The sequence below is a fragment of the Pseudomonas sp. CFBP 8758 genome, from assembly GCF_014841725.1.
GTDB classification, from domain to species: Bacteria; Pseudomonadota; Gammaproteobacteria; order Pseudomonadales; family Pseudomonadaceae; genus Aquipseudomonas; species Aquipseudomonas baltica.
On the sequence record NZ_JACYUK010000001.1, the window covers coordinates 591,006 to 609,361 of the forward strand.

Here is an 18,356-nt window from a genome sequence, read left to right on the forward strand (position 1 = left end):
TCACACCATGATGAAATTTCGCTTGTCCCCGGCATTCTTGATGGCTGTGTTGTCCATCGCTGCCATGATCCCGCTGACCTTCGGCGCTACACCCGAGGCCTTCTTGGGCTCGTTGTTCCTGGTGGGCCTATCCACTGTGCTCGTCAAACGCGGCACCTCTCACTACCGTGGTTGGAATGCCCAGATGGGTAAAATCGGTGAAGATGACATCGAGGCCCAGTACAAGCAGACCCAAGCCAACCTCAAGGACATCGGCGACCAGCTCAAGGCGCATGCCGAGCAGGCACAGAAGAATGTCGATCGCCATGAAGGCTTGAGCCGCGAAACCTCGGCGAAGGTCGACGAGTTACTGATGAAGCAAGGCGAGCTGCAGGCGCGTGTGCTGGAGGCCGAGCAAAAGCTGGTCAATGCCAGCCGCGACACCCAGCACAACGAAGCGCCCAAGTCTGCGGGCGAGCTGTTCGTTGCCAGTGAGCAGATGGAAGGTGTCAATTCCTCGTTCCGCGGCTCACGTCGTGTGTCGGTGCCCCGCGCCGCGATCACCACCACCTCGGCCGGCGGCCTGGCTCCTTCCGAGCGCAGCGACGTCGTCGCTCTGCCGGGTCTGCGCCGCGCCACCATCCGTGATCTGGTCGCCCCCGGTCAGACTGAGGCGGGCTCCTACGAGTACGTCCGCGAGACCGGCTTCACCAACAGCGCAGCAATTGTTGCCGAAGGCGGCGCCAAACCGTACTCCGACATCACCACTGCTCTGATCACCGCACCGGTGCGCACCATCGCCCACTTGTTCAAGGCCTCGCGCCAGATCCTGGACGATGCCAAGGCGCTGCAGAGCTACATCGATGCTCGAGCCCGCTACGGTCTGCTCCTGGCCGAAGAGTCGCAGCTTCTGTACGGCAGCGGTGCAGGTGCAAGCCTGCAAGGCTTGGTGCCGGTAGCTTCCCAGTATGCTGCGCCCGGTGGCGTAGTCGTGACCGGTGAGCAACGCATCGATCGACTGCGCTTGGCGCTGCTGCAGGCCGAGTTGGCCGAGTTCCCCTCGGACGGCATCGTGCTCAACCCGATCGACTGGGCCTTGATCGAGATGATCAAGGACAACGTGGGCCGCTACATCATCGGTCAGCCACAGGAAGGCACTGCTGCACGCCTTTGGAACCGCCCGGTGGTTGGTACCCAGGCGATGAAGCAGAACGACTTCCTGGTAGGCGCCTTCAAGCTGGGCGCGCAGATCCTGGACCGCATGGAAATTGAAGTGCTGATTTCCACCGAGAACGACAAGGACTTCGAGAACAACATGGTGACCCTGCGCGCTGAAGAGCGCCTGGCCTTCGCCATCTACCGTACCGAAGCCTTCGTGACCGGTAAGCTCGCTGCTGCGGCTTAAACTTTCCACCCCCGACCGAAGGGCAGCACCGCTGCCCTTCAGAGGTGAGCCATGTCTGACTTACTGATCAAACCGCTGCGTGCCTATGAGGACCGCGGCATCATTCGTGACGCCGACAATAAGCCGTATGCGGCCCCTGTCTGGCTGGCCAAGGAACTTCAGCAGTTGAAACTGTGCGAGATCGTTGGCGAAGTGGGCGTCGAGAAAGGCAAAGCTGCAGGTGATGGCAAGGAGCTTGGCTTCAAACTCCAGAAGAAAGGCCAGAAGTGGATCATCGTGGATGCAGAAGCTGCACAGGTCGGTGAGTTCATCGGCAGGCGCGAAGAAGCTGAAGTCGAATTGGCGAAGCTGCTGGCTGCTACTCCGCCTGCAACTGCTGTCACAAGTGCTGCTGACAGCCCTCCGCCTGAAGCGGAACCGCCGGCCGATCAGCCACCGGTTGCCGAGCCGCCTGTAACGCCGCCCAAGGAGTAAGCAATGTCCGTGATCAACATCGAGACGGCCGTTGAGCATCTGCGGGCCGAGGATGACGATCGCGCCTTGATACAGGGACTGCTGGATGCTTCCGAGGGTGTGGCCAGTGCCTATATGGCACGGCCGATTTACATCAGCCAAGATGCACTGAATGCCGCTCGAGTGTTGGCACCCACGCTGAGAGGCCAGGCGCGTGCAAGCCACGCAGTGGCCATTGGTTCAGTGGAGCTGGTTCAGGACTTCGAGACCCGCGAATCAATCCTTTCGGACGCCGATCACGTGCTAAACGAGTCGCTGAACATGGCAGACGCTATGGTCCGCGGCGTAGTGCTGAACAAAACCATCGAAGCGGCCTGCCTGCTGATACTGGGGCACCTCTACACAAACCGCGAGGATGTCATCGCCGGTTCGGCCACAGGCAGTGCCATGGAACTGCCGATGGGCTCCAAGTACTTGCTAGCGCCCTATCGCGTACAAATGGGGGTCTGATGGCACTTAAAGAGCCTGGCGCCGGAGAATTGAACCGGCGCATTACCCTACGGCGCCGTGACGACTTGCCGGCGCCGGATGGCGGTCTTTCGTCGCTATTTTCGGACGAAAGAAAGCGCTGGGCGCGCATTGAGCCTGTCGGTACCGCGATCTACAGCGGCAGTGTTCAGGCCGATAACAAGATCACTCATCGGATCACCGTGCGCTACTTGGGGGTTGTCCCCATTGATTTCGAGGTGCTGCATGCCGGCGTAGCTTACCGGGTGAAGCGCGCTACAGACCTCAATGGCCGGCATCGCTTTACTGTGCTGGAAGTGGAAGAGTTAGGGCTGCAACAGGCCGGGGGAGGGTTGTATGGCTAGACCTGCCGCGTACATGCACTTTGGCGATTTCGACAGCTACGGCAAGCTCGATTTCGACAAGAAGGAAATCCGCAAGGCCATGCGCAAGGCTGGCGTGCTGGTGCGGGCGAAGGGCCGCAAGCTGGTCAGCAAGCGGTCCGTGTCGGAGAAGGGCCAGTACCCGGGCATGCGCAGGGGCACGCTGCGCCGGTCGATCACCTACCGGGTCAGCCGCGCTGGCTTCCTGGTGAAGATCGAGCCGCAAAAGACCGCCGACATGAAAGGCTTCTACCCGGCCTATCTCTGGTATGGCGTGCGGCGCAACGCCAAACGCGGCAAGTCCCATCGCAAGCAGGAAGCGACCGGCCCTTGGCGGATTGAGCCGCGCGAGAACTACATGGTCGACGCGCTCAACAGCAGCAAGGATGCCGTGCGTTCCATCCTCAAGCAGGCCTTTGCTGACGCACTGCGCTGATCAACGAGACAACCGATGAAAATCACCCCTGTGGTTCTGCACCTGCGGCAGCGCTGCCCGATCTTCGTTGGGCGCATTGCGGGCGGCATCGACTTTGATGCGGTAAAGGCCAGTCAGCAGGTCGACCGCCCGGGCGCATTTGTCATTGCCACCGGTGATGACGCGACCGAGAACGACCTGGAGAACGCCATCCGCCAGGAAATCACCGATGCCTTCGATGTGGTAGTCATCCTCGACACCCGCGACAGCCGTGGCCAGTTGGCGGTGGACGTGCTGCACGACATTCGAGCCGAACTGTGGCGGGCCCTGGTGGGCTGGAAGCCGGGCGCGGAGTACGAGCCCATCACCTACGACGGCGGCGAGTTGGTGCAGATCGATCGGGCGCTGGTGATCTACCGCTACTCGTTCGTGACCGCTTTCCAGCTGGGGCGTAACGCTGAAACAGATCCGGCCGAAACCTGGCATGAGCTGGAGCTCGACGGTCTGCCCTTGCTGCAGGGCATGGACATCAACGTGGACTGCATCGACCCGGCAGACCGCAACCTGAAGTACCCCGGCCCGGATGGGCGCATCGAAATTCAACTCAAAGAGGAACTGCCATGAACCGCATCACTGTGGTGCCGGCCAAGGGGCGCGCGGTGCCCGATCCGGAAACCGGGGAACTGCTACTGGCCGAGGGCCGGGAAGTGCCCGATGACGCTTACTGGCGCCGCCGTCTTGCCGATGGCGACGTTGTAGTACCCACTCCGCCCGTCAAAGAGGCCTCGACCAAATGAGCGCAGGATTCCAACAGATACCCGCGGACATCCGCGTGCCGCTCTTCTATGCGGAAATGGACAACTCGAACGCCAACAGCGCCTCCAGTGCCCTGCGCCGCCTGATCGTGGGCCAGGTCAATGACCTGTCTACGGCCGAGGAAATCGGCAAGCTGGTGCTGGTTTCCAGTCTGGCCCAGGCCAGGACCATCGGCGGCCAAGGCTCGATGCTGGCGGCCATGTACGACACCTGGCGCCAGAACGATCTGGTGGGTGAAATTTGGTGCCTGCCGGTCAAGGCCACTGCCGGCGCTGCGGCCACGGGCAAGGTGACCATCACCGGTACTGCCACCGAGACCGGCCTGATCAACCTGTATGTGGCCGGAGTGCGTATCCAGGCAACGGTGGCCTCTGGTGCCACTGTTGCGGTTGCGGCGGCAGCGCTGGCCACCAAAATCAACGCCACCGCTGATCTACCTGTCACGGCCGTGGCGGCGGCTGGCGTGGTGACGCTGACCTGCAAATGGCTGGGCGACTCCGGTAATGACATCAGCCTGAGCCTGAACCGGCTGGGCAAGAGCAACGGCGAGTTCACCCCTGCAGGCCTGACGGTCGTGGCTGCGGCCATGTCCGGTGGCGCAGGCACACCTGATGCCACTGCCGCACTGGCGGCGCTCGGTGATGCGCCCTTCGAGTTCATCTGCGCGCCGTGGGCGGACACCACCACCTTGGATGCCTGGAAGATCGCGATGGGGGACGCCAGTGGTCGCTGGTCGTGGGCCAAGCAGCTGTACGGGCACGTCTACAGTGCGTTGCGCGGTACGCTCGGCACGCTGGTCGCGGCTGGCCAGCCTCGCAACGATCAGCACATGACCATTTTCGGTTTCGAAGCCGGTGTGCCGCAGCCGTTCTGGCGCGTGGCGGCCGCAGGTGCTGCCCGCCAGGCGGTGTTCATCTCGGCCGATGCCAGTCGCCCCACCCAGACTGGTGTGCTGGTGGGTATCGATCCGGCTCCGGAGGGTGCGCGCTTCACGCTGACCGAGTTCAATTCGCTGCTGCAGTACGGCATTGCGACCTTGTTCTACGAAGGCGGCTATGTGCGCATTCAGCGCGCGATCACCACCTACCAGAAGAACGCCTACGGCCAAGCCGATGATTCGTACCTGGACAGCGAGACGATGCACCAGAGCGCGTATATCGTGCGCCGCCTCAAAGGCATCATCACCAGCAAGTACGGTCGCCACAAGCTGGCCAGCGATGGCACCCAGTTTGGCGATGGCCAGCCGATCGTCACGCCCAACGTGATCCGCGGCGAGCTGATCAGCGAATACGGCAACCTTGAGCGCGATGGCCACGTCGAGAATTCGGCGCTGTTTGCCCAGTACCTGATCGTGGAGCGCGACAGCAGGAGCTCGACGAGGATCAACGTGCTGTACCCGCCGGACTACGTAAATGGCCTGCGCATCTTCGCGCTGCTCAACCAGTTCCGACTGCAGTACACCGCCGAACCGGCGTAACGCTGTCCCATCATCCAGGCCCGCCGCGTGCGGGCTTTTTCATTTGGAGGCCCACCCATGGGGCAGAAAGTTGCTGGTACCTGCTACGTCAAGGTTGACGGCACGCAGTTAACGCTCAAGGGCGGTGTGGAAGCGCCGCTGATGGACAAGACCCGGGAGACCGTGGTGCCGGGCTATTTCAAGGAAGAGGACAAGGCCCCCTGGCTCAAGTTCTCGGCGGTGCACACCGCAAACTTCCCGCTCAAGGCTCTGACCGAGGGCATCAACATGACCATCACTGCCGAACTCAAGAATGGCAAGGTCTACACGCTTTCCGGCGCCTACCTAGTTGATCAGCCGAGCTCGAACGGCGAGGAAGGCACCATTGAACTGCAATTCGACGGCATCAAAGGGGTATGGCTGTGAGCGACCCGATCAAGCTGAACTCGCCGATTCAGGCGCATGGCGAAGAAATCACCGAACTCACCCTGCGTCGTCCCACGACCCAGGAAGCGCGGGCTATCAAGGCGCTGCCCTACAAGATCGACGCGGACGAGGCCGTGAGCCTCGACCTGGACGTTGCGGCGAAGTACATCGCCGTGTGCGCCGCGGTACCACCGTCTTCCGTCAACCAGTTGGACTTGGCCGACCTCAATAGCCTGGCGTGGGTGGTGGCTGGTTTTTTCATGACGCCGGCATCGAAGCCCTCGACCACCTGATCGCGCTTGTCTACGACCTGGCCTATTTCTGGAAGGTTGACCCCGAACAGATGATGGCCAGGCCGCTGGATGTCTTTCTCGAATCGCTGGCTCACGCCCAGCGGATCAACCGAACCCAGCAGGTGGAATAATGGCAGACAACTTTCAGCTCAAGGCGCTGATCACCGGCGTCGACAAGCTGTCGCCAACGCTGGCCGGTATCCGCAAGAACGTCTCCAGCTTTCGCAAAGGACTGCAGCGCACTGGCCTGGGAAACCTGAGCTTCAGGGATGTGATCACCGGTGGCGCGCTCGCAGCGCCGTTTGTGATGGGTACCCGCGCGGCGATCCAGTTTGAATCCGCCATGGCCGACGTACGCAAGGTGGTCAATTTCGACGCGCCCAGTCAGTTCAAGGAGATGGGCGACGACATCACAAAGATGTCGGAAAGGCTACCGATGGCTGCCAACGATATCGCCAAGATCGTAGCAGCGGGCGGCCAGTCTGGCATCGCTCGCGGTGAGCTTCTCGGATTCGCGGAAGACGCCGTGAAGATGGGTATCGCCTTCGACCAGACAGCCGAGCAAAGCGGCGACATGATGGCCAAGTGGCGAACGTCGTTCAAAATGACGCAGGCCGAAGTGGTCGGCCTCGCGGACAAGATCAACTATCTGGGCAACACGGGGCCGGCAAACACCAAACAGATTTCCGATATCGTCACCCGGGTAGGCCCTCTGGGCGAAGTGGCCGGCGTTGCGTCGGGCCAGATTGCGGCAATGGGCGCAACGATGGCCGGCGTGGGTGTCGAGCAGGAAGTCGCTGCGACTGGCATCAAGAACTTCATGCTGGCGCTGACCAAGGGCAGTGCTGCGACAAAGTCTCAGGCCACGGCCTTCCAGGCGCTTCGCCTGGATTCGAAGGCGGTAGCCGCCGGCATGCAGAAGGACGCCCAGGGCACAATGGTCGGTGTGCTCAAACGCATTGCCGCTGTGGACGCCACCAAGCGCCCGGCGCTGCTCAGCAACCTCTTCGGTACAGAGTCCATCGGTGCGATTGCGCCACTGCTGACGAATCTCGGATTGCTTGAAAGCAACCTGAGGAAGACCGGCGATGCCGAGCAATATGCGGGGTCGATGGAAGCAGAGTACGCATCGCGGTCGGCGACCACTGAAAACACGCTGACGCTTATGCGTAACGCGGTAAACCGCGCAGGTATTGCCCTGGGCAACGCGTTCCTTCCAGCGCTCAACGCCGTAGTGACCGCCGTACAACCCCTCATCAGCCGCGTTTCAGATTTTATTCAGGCCAATCCTGCGTTGGTCCGAGGGCTGGCCGTGGCCGGCATTGCCTTCACGGCAGTGCGCGTGGCCGTGTTGGGCGCCATGGTGGCCACCCGTCTGCTCGGGCTCGCTTTTGCTGCCACTCCGATTGGTATTGCAGCGGTTGCCATTGCCGCAGCGGCCGGACTGATCGTCGCGAACTGGGACAGGCTGGCGCCTTACTTCGAGCAGTTGTGGCGAAGGATTCAGGGCCCGGCCATGGTGGTATGGGGCTGGATGAGAGAGGCTTTCAGCTGGACCCCGCTGGGGTTGATCATAGATAACTGGCAGCCGATCGGCACGTTCTTCTCGGCGCTGTGGGAGCTGATCAAGGCGTACTCGGTGCCGTTCTCCGACTTCTTGAAAACCATGTTCGACTGGTCGCCCGTTGGCCTAATCATCAAACACTGGGAGCCCATCGTCGGGGTGTTCAAAGGGATCTGGGATCGGGTCAAGCCGTTCCTTGAACCCATCATGAAGTTCCTGAACCTGGGCAATGCGCCGGATATAGGTGTGAGCCTGACCGCGAAGGTCGGCGAGTTTGCGGCAGCGCAGAACCAGCGCAACGCCGGCGCCGGTGGCGGCACTGGGGCGTTCCTGCGGTCCGACGCCGTTCGCACGGCCGCCATCCAGCAGGAGCAAATGAAGCGAGCTGCAGGTGTGAGTTCCAACGAGTGGCTGCTGAAGACCCACCCTAACGCCGGATCGGTACCTGGTGCGTTTGTGAGACGAGACTCAGCCAACGACGCCATTGCAGGGTCTACAGGGTCAGCGCAGGAGGCGCGCCGTCGGGCTGCAGCGGTAAGCCAAGCTGCTACACCTCTTGCGGCGCCTCGGGGGTTGGCGCCTGCCTCATCACTTACTGTGCCATCGGCATCGGCGTCGAGCGGTGTTTTGCCTGCGCCGGGAAGCCTGCTCACGAGGGGCGGGGGTGCCACAAAACTCAACGGCGAATTGGTCATCCGCCTGGAAGGCGATACCCGCGGCGTACGTCCGCAACCTGCCACAACCGACCAACCGGGTCTCAAGGTCAGCACCAACGTCGGCTACCGATCACTTTCAGGAGCACAATAGATGGCCGATACGTGGCGCGAGCAGTTGCTGCCAGCGTCGTTTCGAGGTGAGACGTTCCTCATCGAGGACACGTCTGTGCCCGTGGGGCGCAAGGTTCAGCTGCACGAATACCCCAAGCGTGACGAGGCCTACGCCGAGCAAATGGGCAAGGTCGCCCGTGTGCATAAGGTCAGGGCCTACATCATCGGCGCCGACTGTTTCCAGCGGCGCGACAAGCTGCTGAAGGCACTGGAAACCGAGGGGGAGGGCACGCTAGTCCATCCCTGGCTGGGGCAGTTGTCAGTGGTGCCGGGCGCATGCGAAATGGCCCACAGCCGCCGCGAAGGCGGCATGGTCACCTTCGATCTGACGTTCTATCCCGGCAACGCACAGAGCAAGCCGTCGGTGCGTGCCAACACTGCACGTATGGCGGCGCAGACATCGGCCACTCACTGGAGCGCAGCGGTGGGTCGGTACAAGGCGGCCATGGCCAAGGTGGACTCCTCTCGGATCAACCTGATCGGCTTGCAGAATCGACTCACCGGGGTATTCGGTGTCATCGCCGGGCAGTTTTCCCCTTTGGGCAACACCGTGGGAACTGCAAGGTCCTTGGCCCAGATGCTGACCAACTCACCCGGCGCGCTGTCGAGTCTGTTCAGTGGGTATTTCAGTGACCTGGGTCAGTCCTCGACGAAGCGCTCGAGCGTTACCTCTTCGAGCAGCACCGGTTCGTCGTCGGGCAGCAGTGGTAGCGATTCGGCCAGTCCGGCGTCAGTAGCCAGCGCCACAAGCACGACCAGCGCTGGCGCCTCGATGTTCAATAGCTACACCGATGCGGTGGCCACTGTGTCCAGGCAGGCAGAAGCCGCAGCGAGCATCGATACGGTGGCGGTCGGTAGTGGCGCGGACACCACGGCGGCAGCGCAGGCGCTGGCCAACCTGGTGCAAGACGCGGTGCTGGTCCAGGCCACCGCGACGGCCGCGCAGATGCCGGTAGTGACGCCGCCGGCGGCAGATCAGACAACAGCCTCTCTACAGCAGCAGGTCGTGGAGACTGTCGAGCGCGCTGAGGTGCCAGTGGCTGATGAGGTGATCGCGGCGCGCGATGCACTGGATGCTGTCTTCTGGCAAGCTGCGCTGAAGGCCGATGCCACTTACTACCCGGCAATCAATGCCTCGCGACAGCAGGTGGTTCGACACCTGACGCAGGTAGCTGCTTCCGGTGTGAAGCTCGTCAATGTCACCCCAACCGAAACCACGCCCGCTGTGGTGCTGGCCTACCGGCGATTCGGCGATGCCACCCGCGAGGGCGAGATCGTCCAGCGCAACAAGATCAATCACCCAGGCTTCGTGCCAGCCGTACCCATTCAGGTAGCCAGGGAGTAACCGCATGTCCGACCCGAAGACGGCCGTGACCCTGACCGTCGACGGGCTGGATTATTCCGGCTGGACCTCGGTCGAGATCAGCGCGGGCCTTGAGCGTCAGGCGCGCAGTTTCAATATCGGCATCACCTGGAAGTGGCCAGGCCAGAACGTATTGCGCCCGGTCAAGCAGGGCGCCCGCTGTGAAGTGCGCATCGGCAGTGACCTGGTCGTGACTGGCTGGGTCGATGCGACGCCGATCAGCTACGACCATGAGACGGTCACCACATCCATTGCCGGCCGCTCGTCAACAGGTGACCTGATCGACTGTGGTGCGATCAACCAGCCCGGCCAGTGGAAGGGTCAGAGCGTGCAAGCAATCGTTCAGGCGCTAGCCAGCCCCTACGGGCTGACAGTCAAGAGTGAGATCGCGGCAACCAGCGGATTGACCGACCACACCATCGAGCCGGGCGAGACGGCGTTCGAATCCATAGACCGGCTGCTCACGCTCTACCGGGTGTTCAGCACTGACAACGCCCAAGGCAATGTTGTGCTCGCCCAAGTCGGTAGCGCGGGCCGCTCAGCTGAATCTTTAGAACTGGGCCGCAACATACTCAGAGCTGATGCGGCTCTGGACTTCACGCAGGTGTTTTCCGAATACCGCGTGGTCGGACAGCGATCGGTGAGTGATGACGAAACTGCCCAGACGGCGACCGAGGTGAACAGCTCCGTCACCGATCCGCGCATGACCCGTAAGCGGGTGAAGGTCATTCACGAAAGCGGACAGCTGAACGAGAAGCTGGCGGCCGACCGGGCGAATTGGGAGCGCGGTACGGCAGTGGGCAAGGCGCTTGAGACGACATACGAAGTGCAGGGTTGGCGTCAGAGCAACGGTGCGCTGTGGTTGCCGAACACCATCGTGCGCGTAGTGGATCCAGTGATCGGCTACGACCGGGACATGCTCATAGCCGAGGTGACCTACACGCTCAACGATCAAGGGACGATATGCCGTCTTCGTGTCGGCCCGCCCGAGGGTTATCTGCAAGAGCCCGACGACCCGCACAAGAAGCGCAAGGCCAAGAAAACCGACGCCGTTGAATACCTCCTACCTGCGGACTACCAAGACAAATGAGCCGACTAATGAACATGCTGACGCGCGGCGTTGTGGCCTTGGCCAACTCCGCTGGGAAGATACAGCGCCTGCAGATGCGCCTGACGCACGGTGAGCTCAAGGACGGCATGGAGCACCTGGAGCCTTACGGCTTCACCAGTTGCCCACATGCGGGAGCCGAGGGTCTGGCCGCTTTTTTGGGCGGCGACCGCTCCCACGGGGTAGTCGTCGTGGTGACAGATCGTCGTCATCGGTTTCAGAACTTAAAGCCGGGCGAAGTGGCCATCTTCACCGACGAGGGGGACTTCATCCACCTGAAGCGGGGCAGGGTGATTGATATCGATACCCACACCCTCAACATCCGCGCTACCACTGCGATCAATCTCGATACCCCTCTGATCACTCAAACCGGGAAGATCGTCAGCCAGGGCGACCAGATCGCTGGCGGCGTGAGCCAGATCAACCATCTCCACACAAACGTTCAGTTTGGTAACTCGCAGAGTGGCCCGCCTGCGCCTGGCGGTGCGGCATGACTGTGCTCATCGCTGACGACGTGGAGGTCAGCCTGCGCCGCGCGGTGGAGATCAGCCTGTTCACCTGGCGCCGGGCCAATGCCTCGGACCAGTTGGAGGACGATGAGCGCTACGGCTGGTGGGGCGACAGCTTCCCACTGGTCGCCAATGACCGCATCGGTTCACGCCTTTGGCTTCTTCGCCGCCGCAAACTGACCACTGAAACCATCGCCTCCGCCGTGACCTATGCACAAGAGGCGTTGAAGTGGTTGCTGGATGACGGCCACATCACCGGTGTTCAGGTGATCACAAAACGCTCCGGTCACTATCGGCTGAACCTGGGCGTTTCCCTCACGCTGCCTGCTGGCGAAACCCTCGACATTTATCCTAACGAACATTGGCAGGTGCTCTATGCCGTTTGAAACTCCGACTTTGCCGGTGCTGATCAGTCGCACTACCGCCGACCTGGCCAGCGATGCGCTGCGCCAATCGGACGCGCAAGTGCTGGCCCGCGCCGTTAGCGGTGCAGCCTACGGCCTGTATGGATACCTTGACTGGATCGCAAAGCAGATCCTGCCTGACACCGCCGACGCGGCCACGCTTGAGCGCCAGGCCCTGCTCCGACTTGAGACGCCTCGTATTGCTGCCAAGAGCGCTACCGGTACGGCGAGCTTCCAGGCGTCGGCAGGCTCTATCCTGGACGCCAACCTGGTAGTCCAGGCAAGTGACGGGCGCCAGTATCGGGTGGTGACGGCGGTCAATCCGGTGCCGGGCGCGAACACCGCAGAGCTCGAGGCGGTGGAGGGCGGGGCGCTAGGCAATGCAGTCGCCGGAGTGGCCCTGAAACTGGTACAGCCGGTAGCGGGCATCGATGAGACGTTCACGGTGCTGGCCCCTGGTATCACTGGCGGCAGCGACCAAGAATCGATCGAGTCCCTGCGCAGCCGCGTCATTCGCAGCTATCGAGTGATCCCGCACGGTGGTAATGCTGAAGATTATGTGACGTGGGCGCTGGAATGCGCAGGCGTGACGCGTGCTTGGGCCGTCAGAAACTACATGGGGCCCGGCACAGTAGGCGTGTTCTTTGTACGCGACGGTGACGCCTCGATCATCCCCGATGCCAACGAGGTGGCGACGGTCAAGGCCTACATCAGCACCAAAGCGCCCGTCACGGCCGAGGTGTATGTGCTTGCACCAGTGCTCAAGGCCATCAACTACACGCTCAAGATCCCACCTGATACCACAGTTGTACGGTCCGCTGTCGCGGCTGAGCTGGCCGATCTCCATGAGCGTGAGGCCGGTCTGGGCGAAACCTTGCTGATCAGTCATATCCGCGAAGCCATCAGCAGCGCCGAGGGGGAGATGGATAACCTGGTCTCCAGTCCGGTATCTGACGTCACCGCCAAGGCGAACGAGTTGCTCACTGTGGGGACGTTCACATGGCTTTGAGGACGGCTGACCAATACCTTTCCCAACTTTCTGCGCTGCTGCCCCAAGGCCCTGCCTGGGATATAGAGCGCATGCCTGAGCTTGCTCTGGTGCTGCGCGGGATCGCCCAAGAGATGGCGCGCATCGACGCGCGCGCTGAGGCGCTGACAAGCGAGATGGATCCCGCGCTGGTCTCAGAGCTGGTTCCCGATTGGGAGCTGGTGATGAACCTGCCGGACGAATGTCTGGGCGAATCGCCCAGCTTTGGTGATCGCCAGTTGTCCGTGCGGCAGCGCCTCACCGCGATCGGTGCGCAGACTCCGGACTATTTCATCTCCATCGCGAAGGGGCAGGGGTATCCGAACGCCACAGTCAGCCAAAACCGCGCCCCGCGCTTCGGTCGCGCACGCTTCGGCAAAGCCCACTTCGGCACATGGAGCGTCCAGTTCATGTGGACGCTCAACACCGGCGGCCGGCAGAGGGTAGGGCGGCGCTTTGGAGTCAGCTACTGGGGCGAGCGGTTCGGGGTGAATCCTGGCAGCGCTCTCGAATGCCTTATCCGCCGCTACGAGCCGGCGCACACCATCGTGCACATCAATTACAACTGAGGAAACAACGTGGATTATCCGAAAAGCGTGCCCAACGTGGGCCTGGTAAACGGCAAGTTTGTGGATGAAGACACGGCTACGGGTGTCGTCGGATCGCTGATCCCTTCAGGCTGGGGTAATGCGGTCACGGACGAGCTTATTAACGTGATCAAGGCCGCTCAGCTTGCACCTGATGAAGCTATTAAAACGCAGCTTGCTGATGCTATTCGCACGATTGCAGGCGCGCTGGTGGGCGACGCGCGCGGTGTGAGGATGTCGGTGAGTGCAGCGTCGGCCACTGCCAGCCTCACTGCCGATGAGGTTACTGTCAAATCAGCACTCGGCGGGCAGGCCTGGCTGCTGGCCAACTTCAACAAAGCAGTGGATCTGAGCAAGGTTGGCGCCGGCGGCATGGACACGGGCGTTGCGCCCGCCAACGGTTTCGTGGCGCTGTACGCAATCTACAATCCAACGACCGGCGTCTCTGCACTGCTCGCCGTAAACGCCACGTCTGTTAAAGCTACTGAGGTGTACGGCGGAGTGAACATGCCGGCAGGCTTCACTGCATCGGCACTTGTCAGCGTATGGGGGACTGCCGCCTCTCAATTTAAAATTGGTTCCCAGGTCGACCGTCGTGTTGATACGGCCAACGCAAATGCCCTGAATTCCGCGACCCCAAACACTACTACTACTGCCTTGTCCATCGCGTCTTTCGTACCGCTGAATGCTAAGCTTGCGAGGATTTCGTGGAGCGTAGCCCAAGGCGCCTCTGCGAGTGGTGTGTCTTTAGTTGTAGGCTCATCCGCCACTGGCCTGGGCGCTATCGGGACAGCAGCGGCCTCCACATCTGGCACTTCTCAAAGCAGCATATCCGCCGAGATTCAAATGGTCACTGCGCAAACCGTGTATTACAACAACTCCAGTGCTGCCGCCGTAACGAATACGATCGCTGTCATGGGTTATTACTTCTGAGGATTAGCGCATGTTTGTTCAATTTACTAACGATAAAAATACCGAAATTCAGTCTGCGTTTGGTGGGCCCCAAGACCCCGATGCGTACCCCAATCAGGGCGAAATTGAAGATTCGGACCCGCGCTATATAACGTTCATTGAATCAATGACGCCTAGCGTGACTGAGCTTGCAAAAGCAGAGCGTGATCATCTTCTTCAGTTGGCCGCCATCCGTATCGCCCCACTCCAAGACGCGGCAGATCTTGAGGAGGCAACCACGGTAGAAGCCACCCTGCTGAAGAAATGGAAGCAATACAGAATTGCTTTAAATCGTCTGAGGTTAGAGGTCCACCCGGTGCTCTGGCCAGATCCGCCAGCCTGAGTCCTCAAATAACAGCGTTCCTGGACGTTTTATTTTTGCTGGATGTCGTTAGTCTTCTCGAAAGCGATATAGATTTGAGATCGACGAACCTGTCGAATAGTGTAGCCATCCCGAATGTAACAGCCAGTCCGCATACAGAAGAGACTCCCACGGACGGAAGATACCCAAGCCGATTAACACTATGGTTGAATAGGAAGGCTGTGATTGTAAAAAGTATTGGGAAATGAATTAGGTATATGCTGAAGGAAAGCCGGCCCGCGACTTGCGCTAGAGGCGCTTCCATGAGGCGTTTGATTGGCGACGACAACATAATCCCGGTGAAGATTAACAGCGCAGTAATCTCCGTTTTTAGCTCTGCTGACGTATCTTGGTTAGTGAAAGTGATTGTTTTGAACGCTGACAGAGCCATGTCGGCTAAAAAAGTACTTGTTGAGGCTGATGCGGCTATCCCGCAAGCAATAAATGCTAGGCCAAGCAAGTTCCGCAATTTTGAGCTTGATATAAGAAATACGTTTCTATGAAGATAAAAAATAAATCCCACTAGGAACAGGTTGTATCTGCTGCTACCTAAAAACAGTACCACCGCCAAAAATAATGGCCAAAATATAATTGACTTGAAGTGCTTATGCATTAGGGCAGTCGCAAGTATTAGCATCGAACCCCATAACTCAATGTGAAGAGTCCACATGGGGCTGTTTGGAGACTTGATCACTGACGTCAGGTGTTCGTTGATGCCGGGGATAACGGAAAGAAAGGAAACAGACTGATAGCCTACAAGCATAGAATTCAGGAAAATCTCTCTAGCCATCTGAGGTAATGATGGCGTAAGCGCTATGAGGGCGCTGCCCCATCCCGACCCGGTAACCGCAGCCGCCGAAGTATGCTCACCTCCAAGCAACGCTATCAATGCCATTGCGAGAATTACGGAAGCGACAACTGGAACGAAAAGTCTGATAAATCGTTTTGAAATACTGTTTTGTATTGACGACTTTGCATTCGCAAAGGCAGGAGTTAGCACAAATCCACTCATAATAAAAAATAAAGATACAGCGTTTTGTCCATCTATGAGAAAATACAATGGCGTATTAGTTAATTTTTCTTCCCATGGAAAATGACCTTTCGGCTGGACTCTGGCTAGCGCTGGCAAGAAGAAAGCACAATAATGCAATAGCACCACCTGTATAGCGGCTATCCCTCTTATCCCATTTATAAAGTCGAATTTTTCCGGCTTTAACTCAGCTTCTGTGCTTGATTGCATCATCTGTCTCTGATTCAGGTGTTTGCTACTACGCTGGCAAGTCTAGCAGCAGTGGACTGGCCTATAAACAACTCATCCATTGATGCCGTGCATGCCCGCCGACGAGCGGGCTTTCTCACATCTGGAGAAAATTTATGACTAGCGGCAACCGAGGCATCCGCAACAACAACCCCGGCAACATCGATTACAACCCGCGCAACGACTGGCAGGGCCAGCTTGGCTATGAGCAGGGCGTGACCAAGCCGCGCTTTGCCCGCTTCGACTCTCCGGAGAACGGCATCCGCGCGCTGGCGAAGCTGCTGATCAACTACCGTGGCAAGGATGGTATGCCTGGCGTGGGCGGCAAGGGAATCGACACCGTGCGCGAAACCATTAAAAGGCAAGGAGTGGCAGGCGTATTACCGTGCAGTTAGCGAGGTGGACGTGATGGTCCGTAACCCAGAATGGCCTGACCTGCCGAGCTGACTACCGCCAGAAGAACTCTTACGCCCACACGGTATCTTCTATCATTCTTCAGCCTAAAGGCCCGGGCGAGTTCGCGGTCTCGGATTGAAATCTTGAGGCGTTGAGCGAATGCTGTATGATCGCGAAAAATTTGCGATTATCAAACAGGGAGGTGCCTATGCATGAGAGTCGTTACATCGAATCTTTGGATAAAAAAGTTCTGCTGGCTGTGTTTGCGGTAACAATGATTTTTCTCTTGCTGCGTAATAGTGGTCTTTATCCAATAGTTTTTGCTGACGAGTTTACTTATAGTAAATTTTCAAGGCTTGTCCCTTTGGCTGATTCGGCTCTGCCCAATTATATTTATTTTTGGATATATAGGATTACCAATATTTGTGGCGACGGATTCTTAAGCTGTGCAAGGATGCTTAATACAATTTTTCTTTTTTCAACAATGCCTTTGTTGTTTGCTGTTTCGAGAAAATTTGTTGGGTCGCGATATTCCTCTCTATTCTGTATTGTTGTTGCTCTTGGGCAAGTAAATACATATACAGCTTATTTCATGCCTGAATGCATGTACTTCATGGGGTTCTGGGCTTGCACACTGCTAATGTTGTCTGCGGATAAAGATACTAAAATTCCGACATGGGCTTTGATAGGATCAGCATGGGGCGTGTCCGCTCTAATTAAGCCCCATACACTATTCCTCGCTCCCGCAGCGTTTATCTATGCGCTTTATGTGAGCGAATTCTGGGTTAAAGATAGGGTTAAGCTGGCGTTCGCCAAATCGTTATCCATCCCGGTTTTCATGATTTTAACTAAGATGGCTATCGGATATCTCGCTGCTGGTAAATCTGGCCTTACTTTGTTTGGCACTTTTTACGCGCCTTACGCTGGATCAGCGCTGCACAAAGATTCGCATTACTATACTGAGCTGCTACAGAACTCGATAAATAGCGCGTTTGGTCATATGTTGGCGCTGTGCTTTTTATACGCGGTACCTGTAGCTATGGTTGTGGAGTTCTGGTTTGTTTCGTGCTCTAGGAAGTATGCAGGCTCGGTCGGTTACAGCAAATTGGTAGTCTATCTAACTATCGTATTGCTTTGTCTAGTCGGTGTTACATCTATCTTTACAGCGTCCATTGCAAATGTTGAGCCTGCCAATCACCTACATATTCGATATTACATATTCGCATTACCGCTCCTTGTTCTGCTGCCAATAATTAATTTTAATGTGACAAACTCTGGAGCTAGCAGGGTTGCAAGGCTTATTATTGCTATGCCTATTATCTGTATGGTCGCTTACGGTGCCGTGTCAGGTATGAAGCCTTACGAAGTCCACAGCTCGACGGCTCCAGAGCTATACAGCGTATTGGGGGCTGGCTGGCTATTTTATGCAGTTGCCTGTATGTCCTTGGTAAGTCTAATAGCATGGGCGATCTGTGGGCGGGTTGGATCTATCATGTATGTATTTCTGCTTACACCGCTGTTGCTCGGTGTAGTTGGCTACAAGATGAACGAAAGTCTTAGGAAAAGCGTGGTTCCGGATGTCTATGATAGAGCTGCTGCGTTCGCAAATGCGTACCTTGAAAAAGCAGATAGGCAGAGCGTGATCGTCATAGGATCATCCGCATCCGTGGGAGGTCTATTTAGAACTCTTTATCATTTAGACCTTCCGGTAACGGAGTTCGGAATTCAAACAGCCGAGAAAGAATACGATCTCAGTAAACTTCCAGAGGGTAAGAATTGGGTGCTTGTTATTGGAGATCACCCGCTGGAAGGCGACCAAATCTTAACGGTTCCAGGTAACGGATTCTCCCTAACACAAGCACGTTAAT

The 18,356-nt window shown here is 58.5% G+C and carries 21 protein-coding genes and 1 pseudogene; 21 read left to right on the forward strand and 1 reads right to left on the reverse strand.

The annotated features are described in order from the left end of the window. The first annotated feature begins 7 nt into the window (after positions 1-7). The 19 genes from IFT75_RS02930 (at position 8) to IFT75_RS21385 (ending at position 14,816) form a co-directional block, all read left to right on the forward strand. On the forward strand, positions 8-1,384 hold the full coding sequence (locus tag IFT75_RS02930) for a phage major capsid protein (RefSeq protein ID WP_446731049.1): 1,377 nt from the start codon (positions 8-10) through the stop codon (positions 1,382-1,384). A gap of 51 nt (positions 1,385-1,435) precedes the next feature. Continuing rightward, positions 1,436-1,858 (forward strand): hypothetical protein, encoded by a 423-nt coding sequence (locus tag IFT75_RS02935; protein ID WP_192053257.1) that lies wholly within the window; start codon positions 1,436-1,438, stop codon positions 1,856-1,858. A gap of 3 nt (positions 1,859-1,861) precedes the next feature. Continuing rightward, positions 1,862-2,347: a head-tail connector protein gene (locus IFT75_RS02940; protein ID WP_192053258.1), complete on the forward strand. Its 486-nt coding sequence runs from the start codon at positions 1,862-1,864 to the stop codon at positions 2,345-2,347. Next, complete coding sequence (locus tag IFT75_RS02945) at positions 2,347-2,709, forward strand: phage head closure protein (protein ID WP_192053260.1); 363 nt, start codon at positions 2,347-2,349, stop codon at positions 2,707-2,709. The genes IFT75_RS02940 and IFT75_RS02945 overlap by 1 nt, the downstream gene beginning before the upstream one ends. Next, positions 2,702-3,163, forward strand: coding sequence for a hypothetical protein (locus IFT75_RS02950; protein ID WP_192053261.1), 462 nt, complete (start codon positions 2,702-2,704; stop codon positions 3,161-3,163). The genes IFT75_RS02945 and IFT75_RS02950 overlap by 8 nt, the downstream gene beginning before the upstream one ends. 15 nt (positions 3,164-3,178) lie before the next feature. Next, positions 3,179-3,766: a phage tail terminator protein gene (locus IFT75_RS02955; protein WP_192053262.1), complete on the forward strand. Its 588-nt coding sequence runs from the start codon at positions 3,179-3,181 to the stop codon at positions 3,764-3,766. After that, positions 3,763-3,939 (forward strand): DUF2635 domain-containing protein, encoded by a 177-nt coding sequence (locus tag IFT75_RS02960; protein ID WP_192053263.1) that lies wholly within the window; start codon positions 3,763-3,765, stop codon positions 3,937-3,939. Before IFT75_RS02955 ends, IFT75_RS02960 begins: the two co-directional genes overlap by 4 nt. After that, entirely contained in the window at positions 3,936-5,435 is a 1,500-nt protein-coding gene (locus tag IFT75_RS02965; RefSeq protein WP_192053265.1) for a phage tail sheath subtilisin-like domain-containing protein, read from the forward strand. Before IFT75_RS02960 ends, IFT75_RS02965 begins: the two co-directional genes overlap by 4 nt. 57 nt (positions 5,436-5,492) lie before the next feature. Then, on the forward strand, positions 5,493-5,840 hold the full coding sequence (locus IFT75_RS02970) for a phage tail tube protein (RefSeq protein WP_192053266.1): 348 nt from the start codon (positions 5,493-5,495) through the stop codon (positions 5,838-5,840). Next, on the forward strand, positions 5,831-6,133 hold the full coding sequence (locus IFT75_RS02975; protein WP_199864021.1) for a phage tail assembly protein: 303 nt from the start codon (positions 5,831-5,833) through the stop codon (positions 6,131-6,133). Before IFT75_RS02970 ends, IFT75_RS02975 begins: the two co-directional genes overlap by 10 nt. A 130-nt stretch (positions 6,134-6,263) precedes the next feature. Continuing rightward, positions 6,264-8,504: a phage tail tape measure protein gene (locus IFT75_RS02980; protein ID WP_192053268.1), complete on the forward strand. Its 2,241-nt coding sequence runs from the start codon at positions 6,264-6,266 to the stop codon at positions 8,502-8,504. Continuing rightward, positions 8,505-9,869 (forward strand): DNA circularization protein, encoded by a 1,365-nt coding sequence (locus IFT75_RS02985; protein WP_192053269.1) that lies wholly within the window; start codon positions 8,505-8,507, stop codon positions 9,867-9,869. It begins immediately after the preceding gene. A gap of 4 nt (positions 9,870-9,873) precedes the next feature. Next, positions 9,874-10,977, forward strand: coding sequence for a phage baseplate assembly protein (locus tag IFT75_RS02990; RefSeq protein ID WP_192053270.1), 1,104 nt, complete (start codon positions 9,874-9,876; stop codon positions 10,975-10,977). After that, positions 10,974-11,489, forward strand: coding sequence for a phage baseplate assembly protein V (locus IFT75_RS02995; protein WP_192053271.1), 516 nt, complete (start codon positions 10,974-10,976; stop codon positions 11,487-11,489). The genes IFT75_RS02990 and IFT75_RS02995 overlap by 4 nt, the downstream gene beginning before the upstream one ends. 2 nt (positions 11,490-11,491) lie before the next feature. Then, a complete protein-coding gene (locus IFT75_RS03000) occupies positions 11,492-11,890 on the forward strand; it encodes a phage GP46 family protein (RefSeq protein ID WP_192053436.1) in 399 nt (132 codons plus the stop codon). Continuing rightward, the gene (locus IFT75_RS03005) at positions 11,880-12,917 is read left to right on the forward strand and encodes a baseplate J/gp47 family protein (RefSeq protein ID WP_192053272.1); all 1,038 of its coding nucleotides are present in this window, start codon (positions 11,880-11,882) and stop codon (positions 12,915-12,917) included. The genes IFT75_RS03000 and IFT75_RS03005 overlap by 11 nt, the downstream gene beginning before the upstream one ends. Further along, entirely contained in the window at positions 12,908-13,504 is a 597-nt protein-coding gene (locus IFT75_RS03010; RefSeq protein ID WP_192053273.1) for a YmfQ family protein, read from the forward strand. The genes IFT75_RS03005 and IFT75_RS03010 overlap by 10 nt, the downstream gene beginning before the upstream one ends. 9 nt (positions 13,505-13,513) lie before the next feature. Further along, on the forward strand, positions 13,514-14,455 hold the full coding sequence (locus tag IFT75_RS03015; RefSeq protein ID WP_199864023.1) for a hypothetical protein: 942 nt from the start codon (positions 13,514-13,516) through the stop codon (positions 14,453-14,455). Positions 14,456-14,465: 10 nt separating this feature from the next. Continuing rightward, a complete protein-coding gene (locus IFT75_RS21385) occupies positions 14,466-14,816 on the forward strand; it encodes a tail fiber assembly protein (RefSeq protein WP_192053274.1) in 351 nt (116 codons plus the stop codon). 4 nt (positions 14,817-14,820) lie between these two features. On the opposite strand, the gene IFT75_RS03025 is transcribed toward IFT75_RS21385, so the two are convergent. After that, positions 14,821-16,074 (reverse strand): acyltransferase family protein, encoded by a 1,254-nt coding sequence (locus IFT75_RS03025; protein WP_192053275.1) that lies wholly within the window; start codon positions 16,072-16,074, stop codon positions 14,821-14,823. Between the two features lie 134 nt (positions 16,075-16,208). Here IFT75_RS03025 and IFT75_RS03030 point away from each other — a divergent pair. Both IFT75_RS03030 and IFT75_RS03035 read left to right on the forward strand, forming a co-directional pair. Next, a pseudogene (locus IFT75_RS03030) lies at positions 16,209-16,454 on the forward strand (structural protein P5); the annotation flags it as partial. 242 nt (positions 16,455-16,696) lie between these two features. Further along, positions 16,697-18,355 (forward strand): glycosyltransferase family 39 protein, encoded by a 1,659-nt coding sequence (locus IFT75_RS03035; protein WP_192053277.1) that lies wholly within the window; start codon positions 16,697-16,699, stop codon positions 18,353-18,355. Position 18,356: the final 1 nt, after the last annotated feature.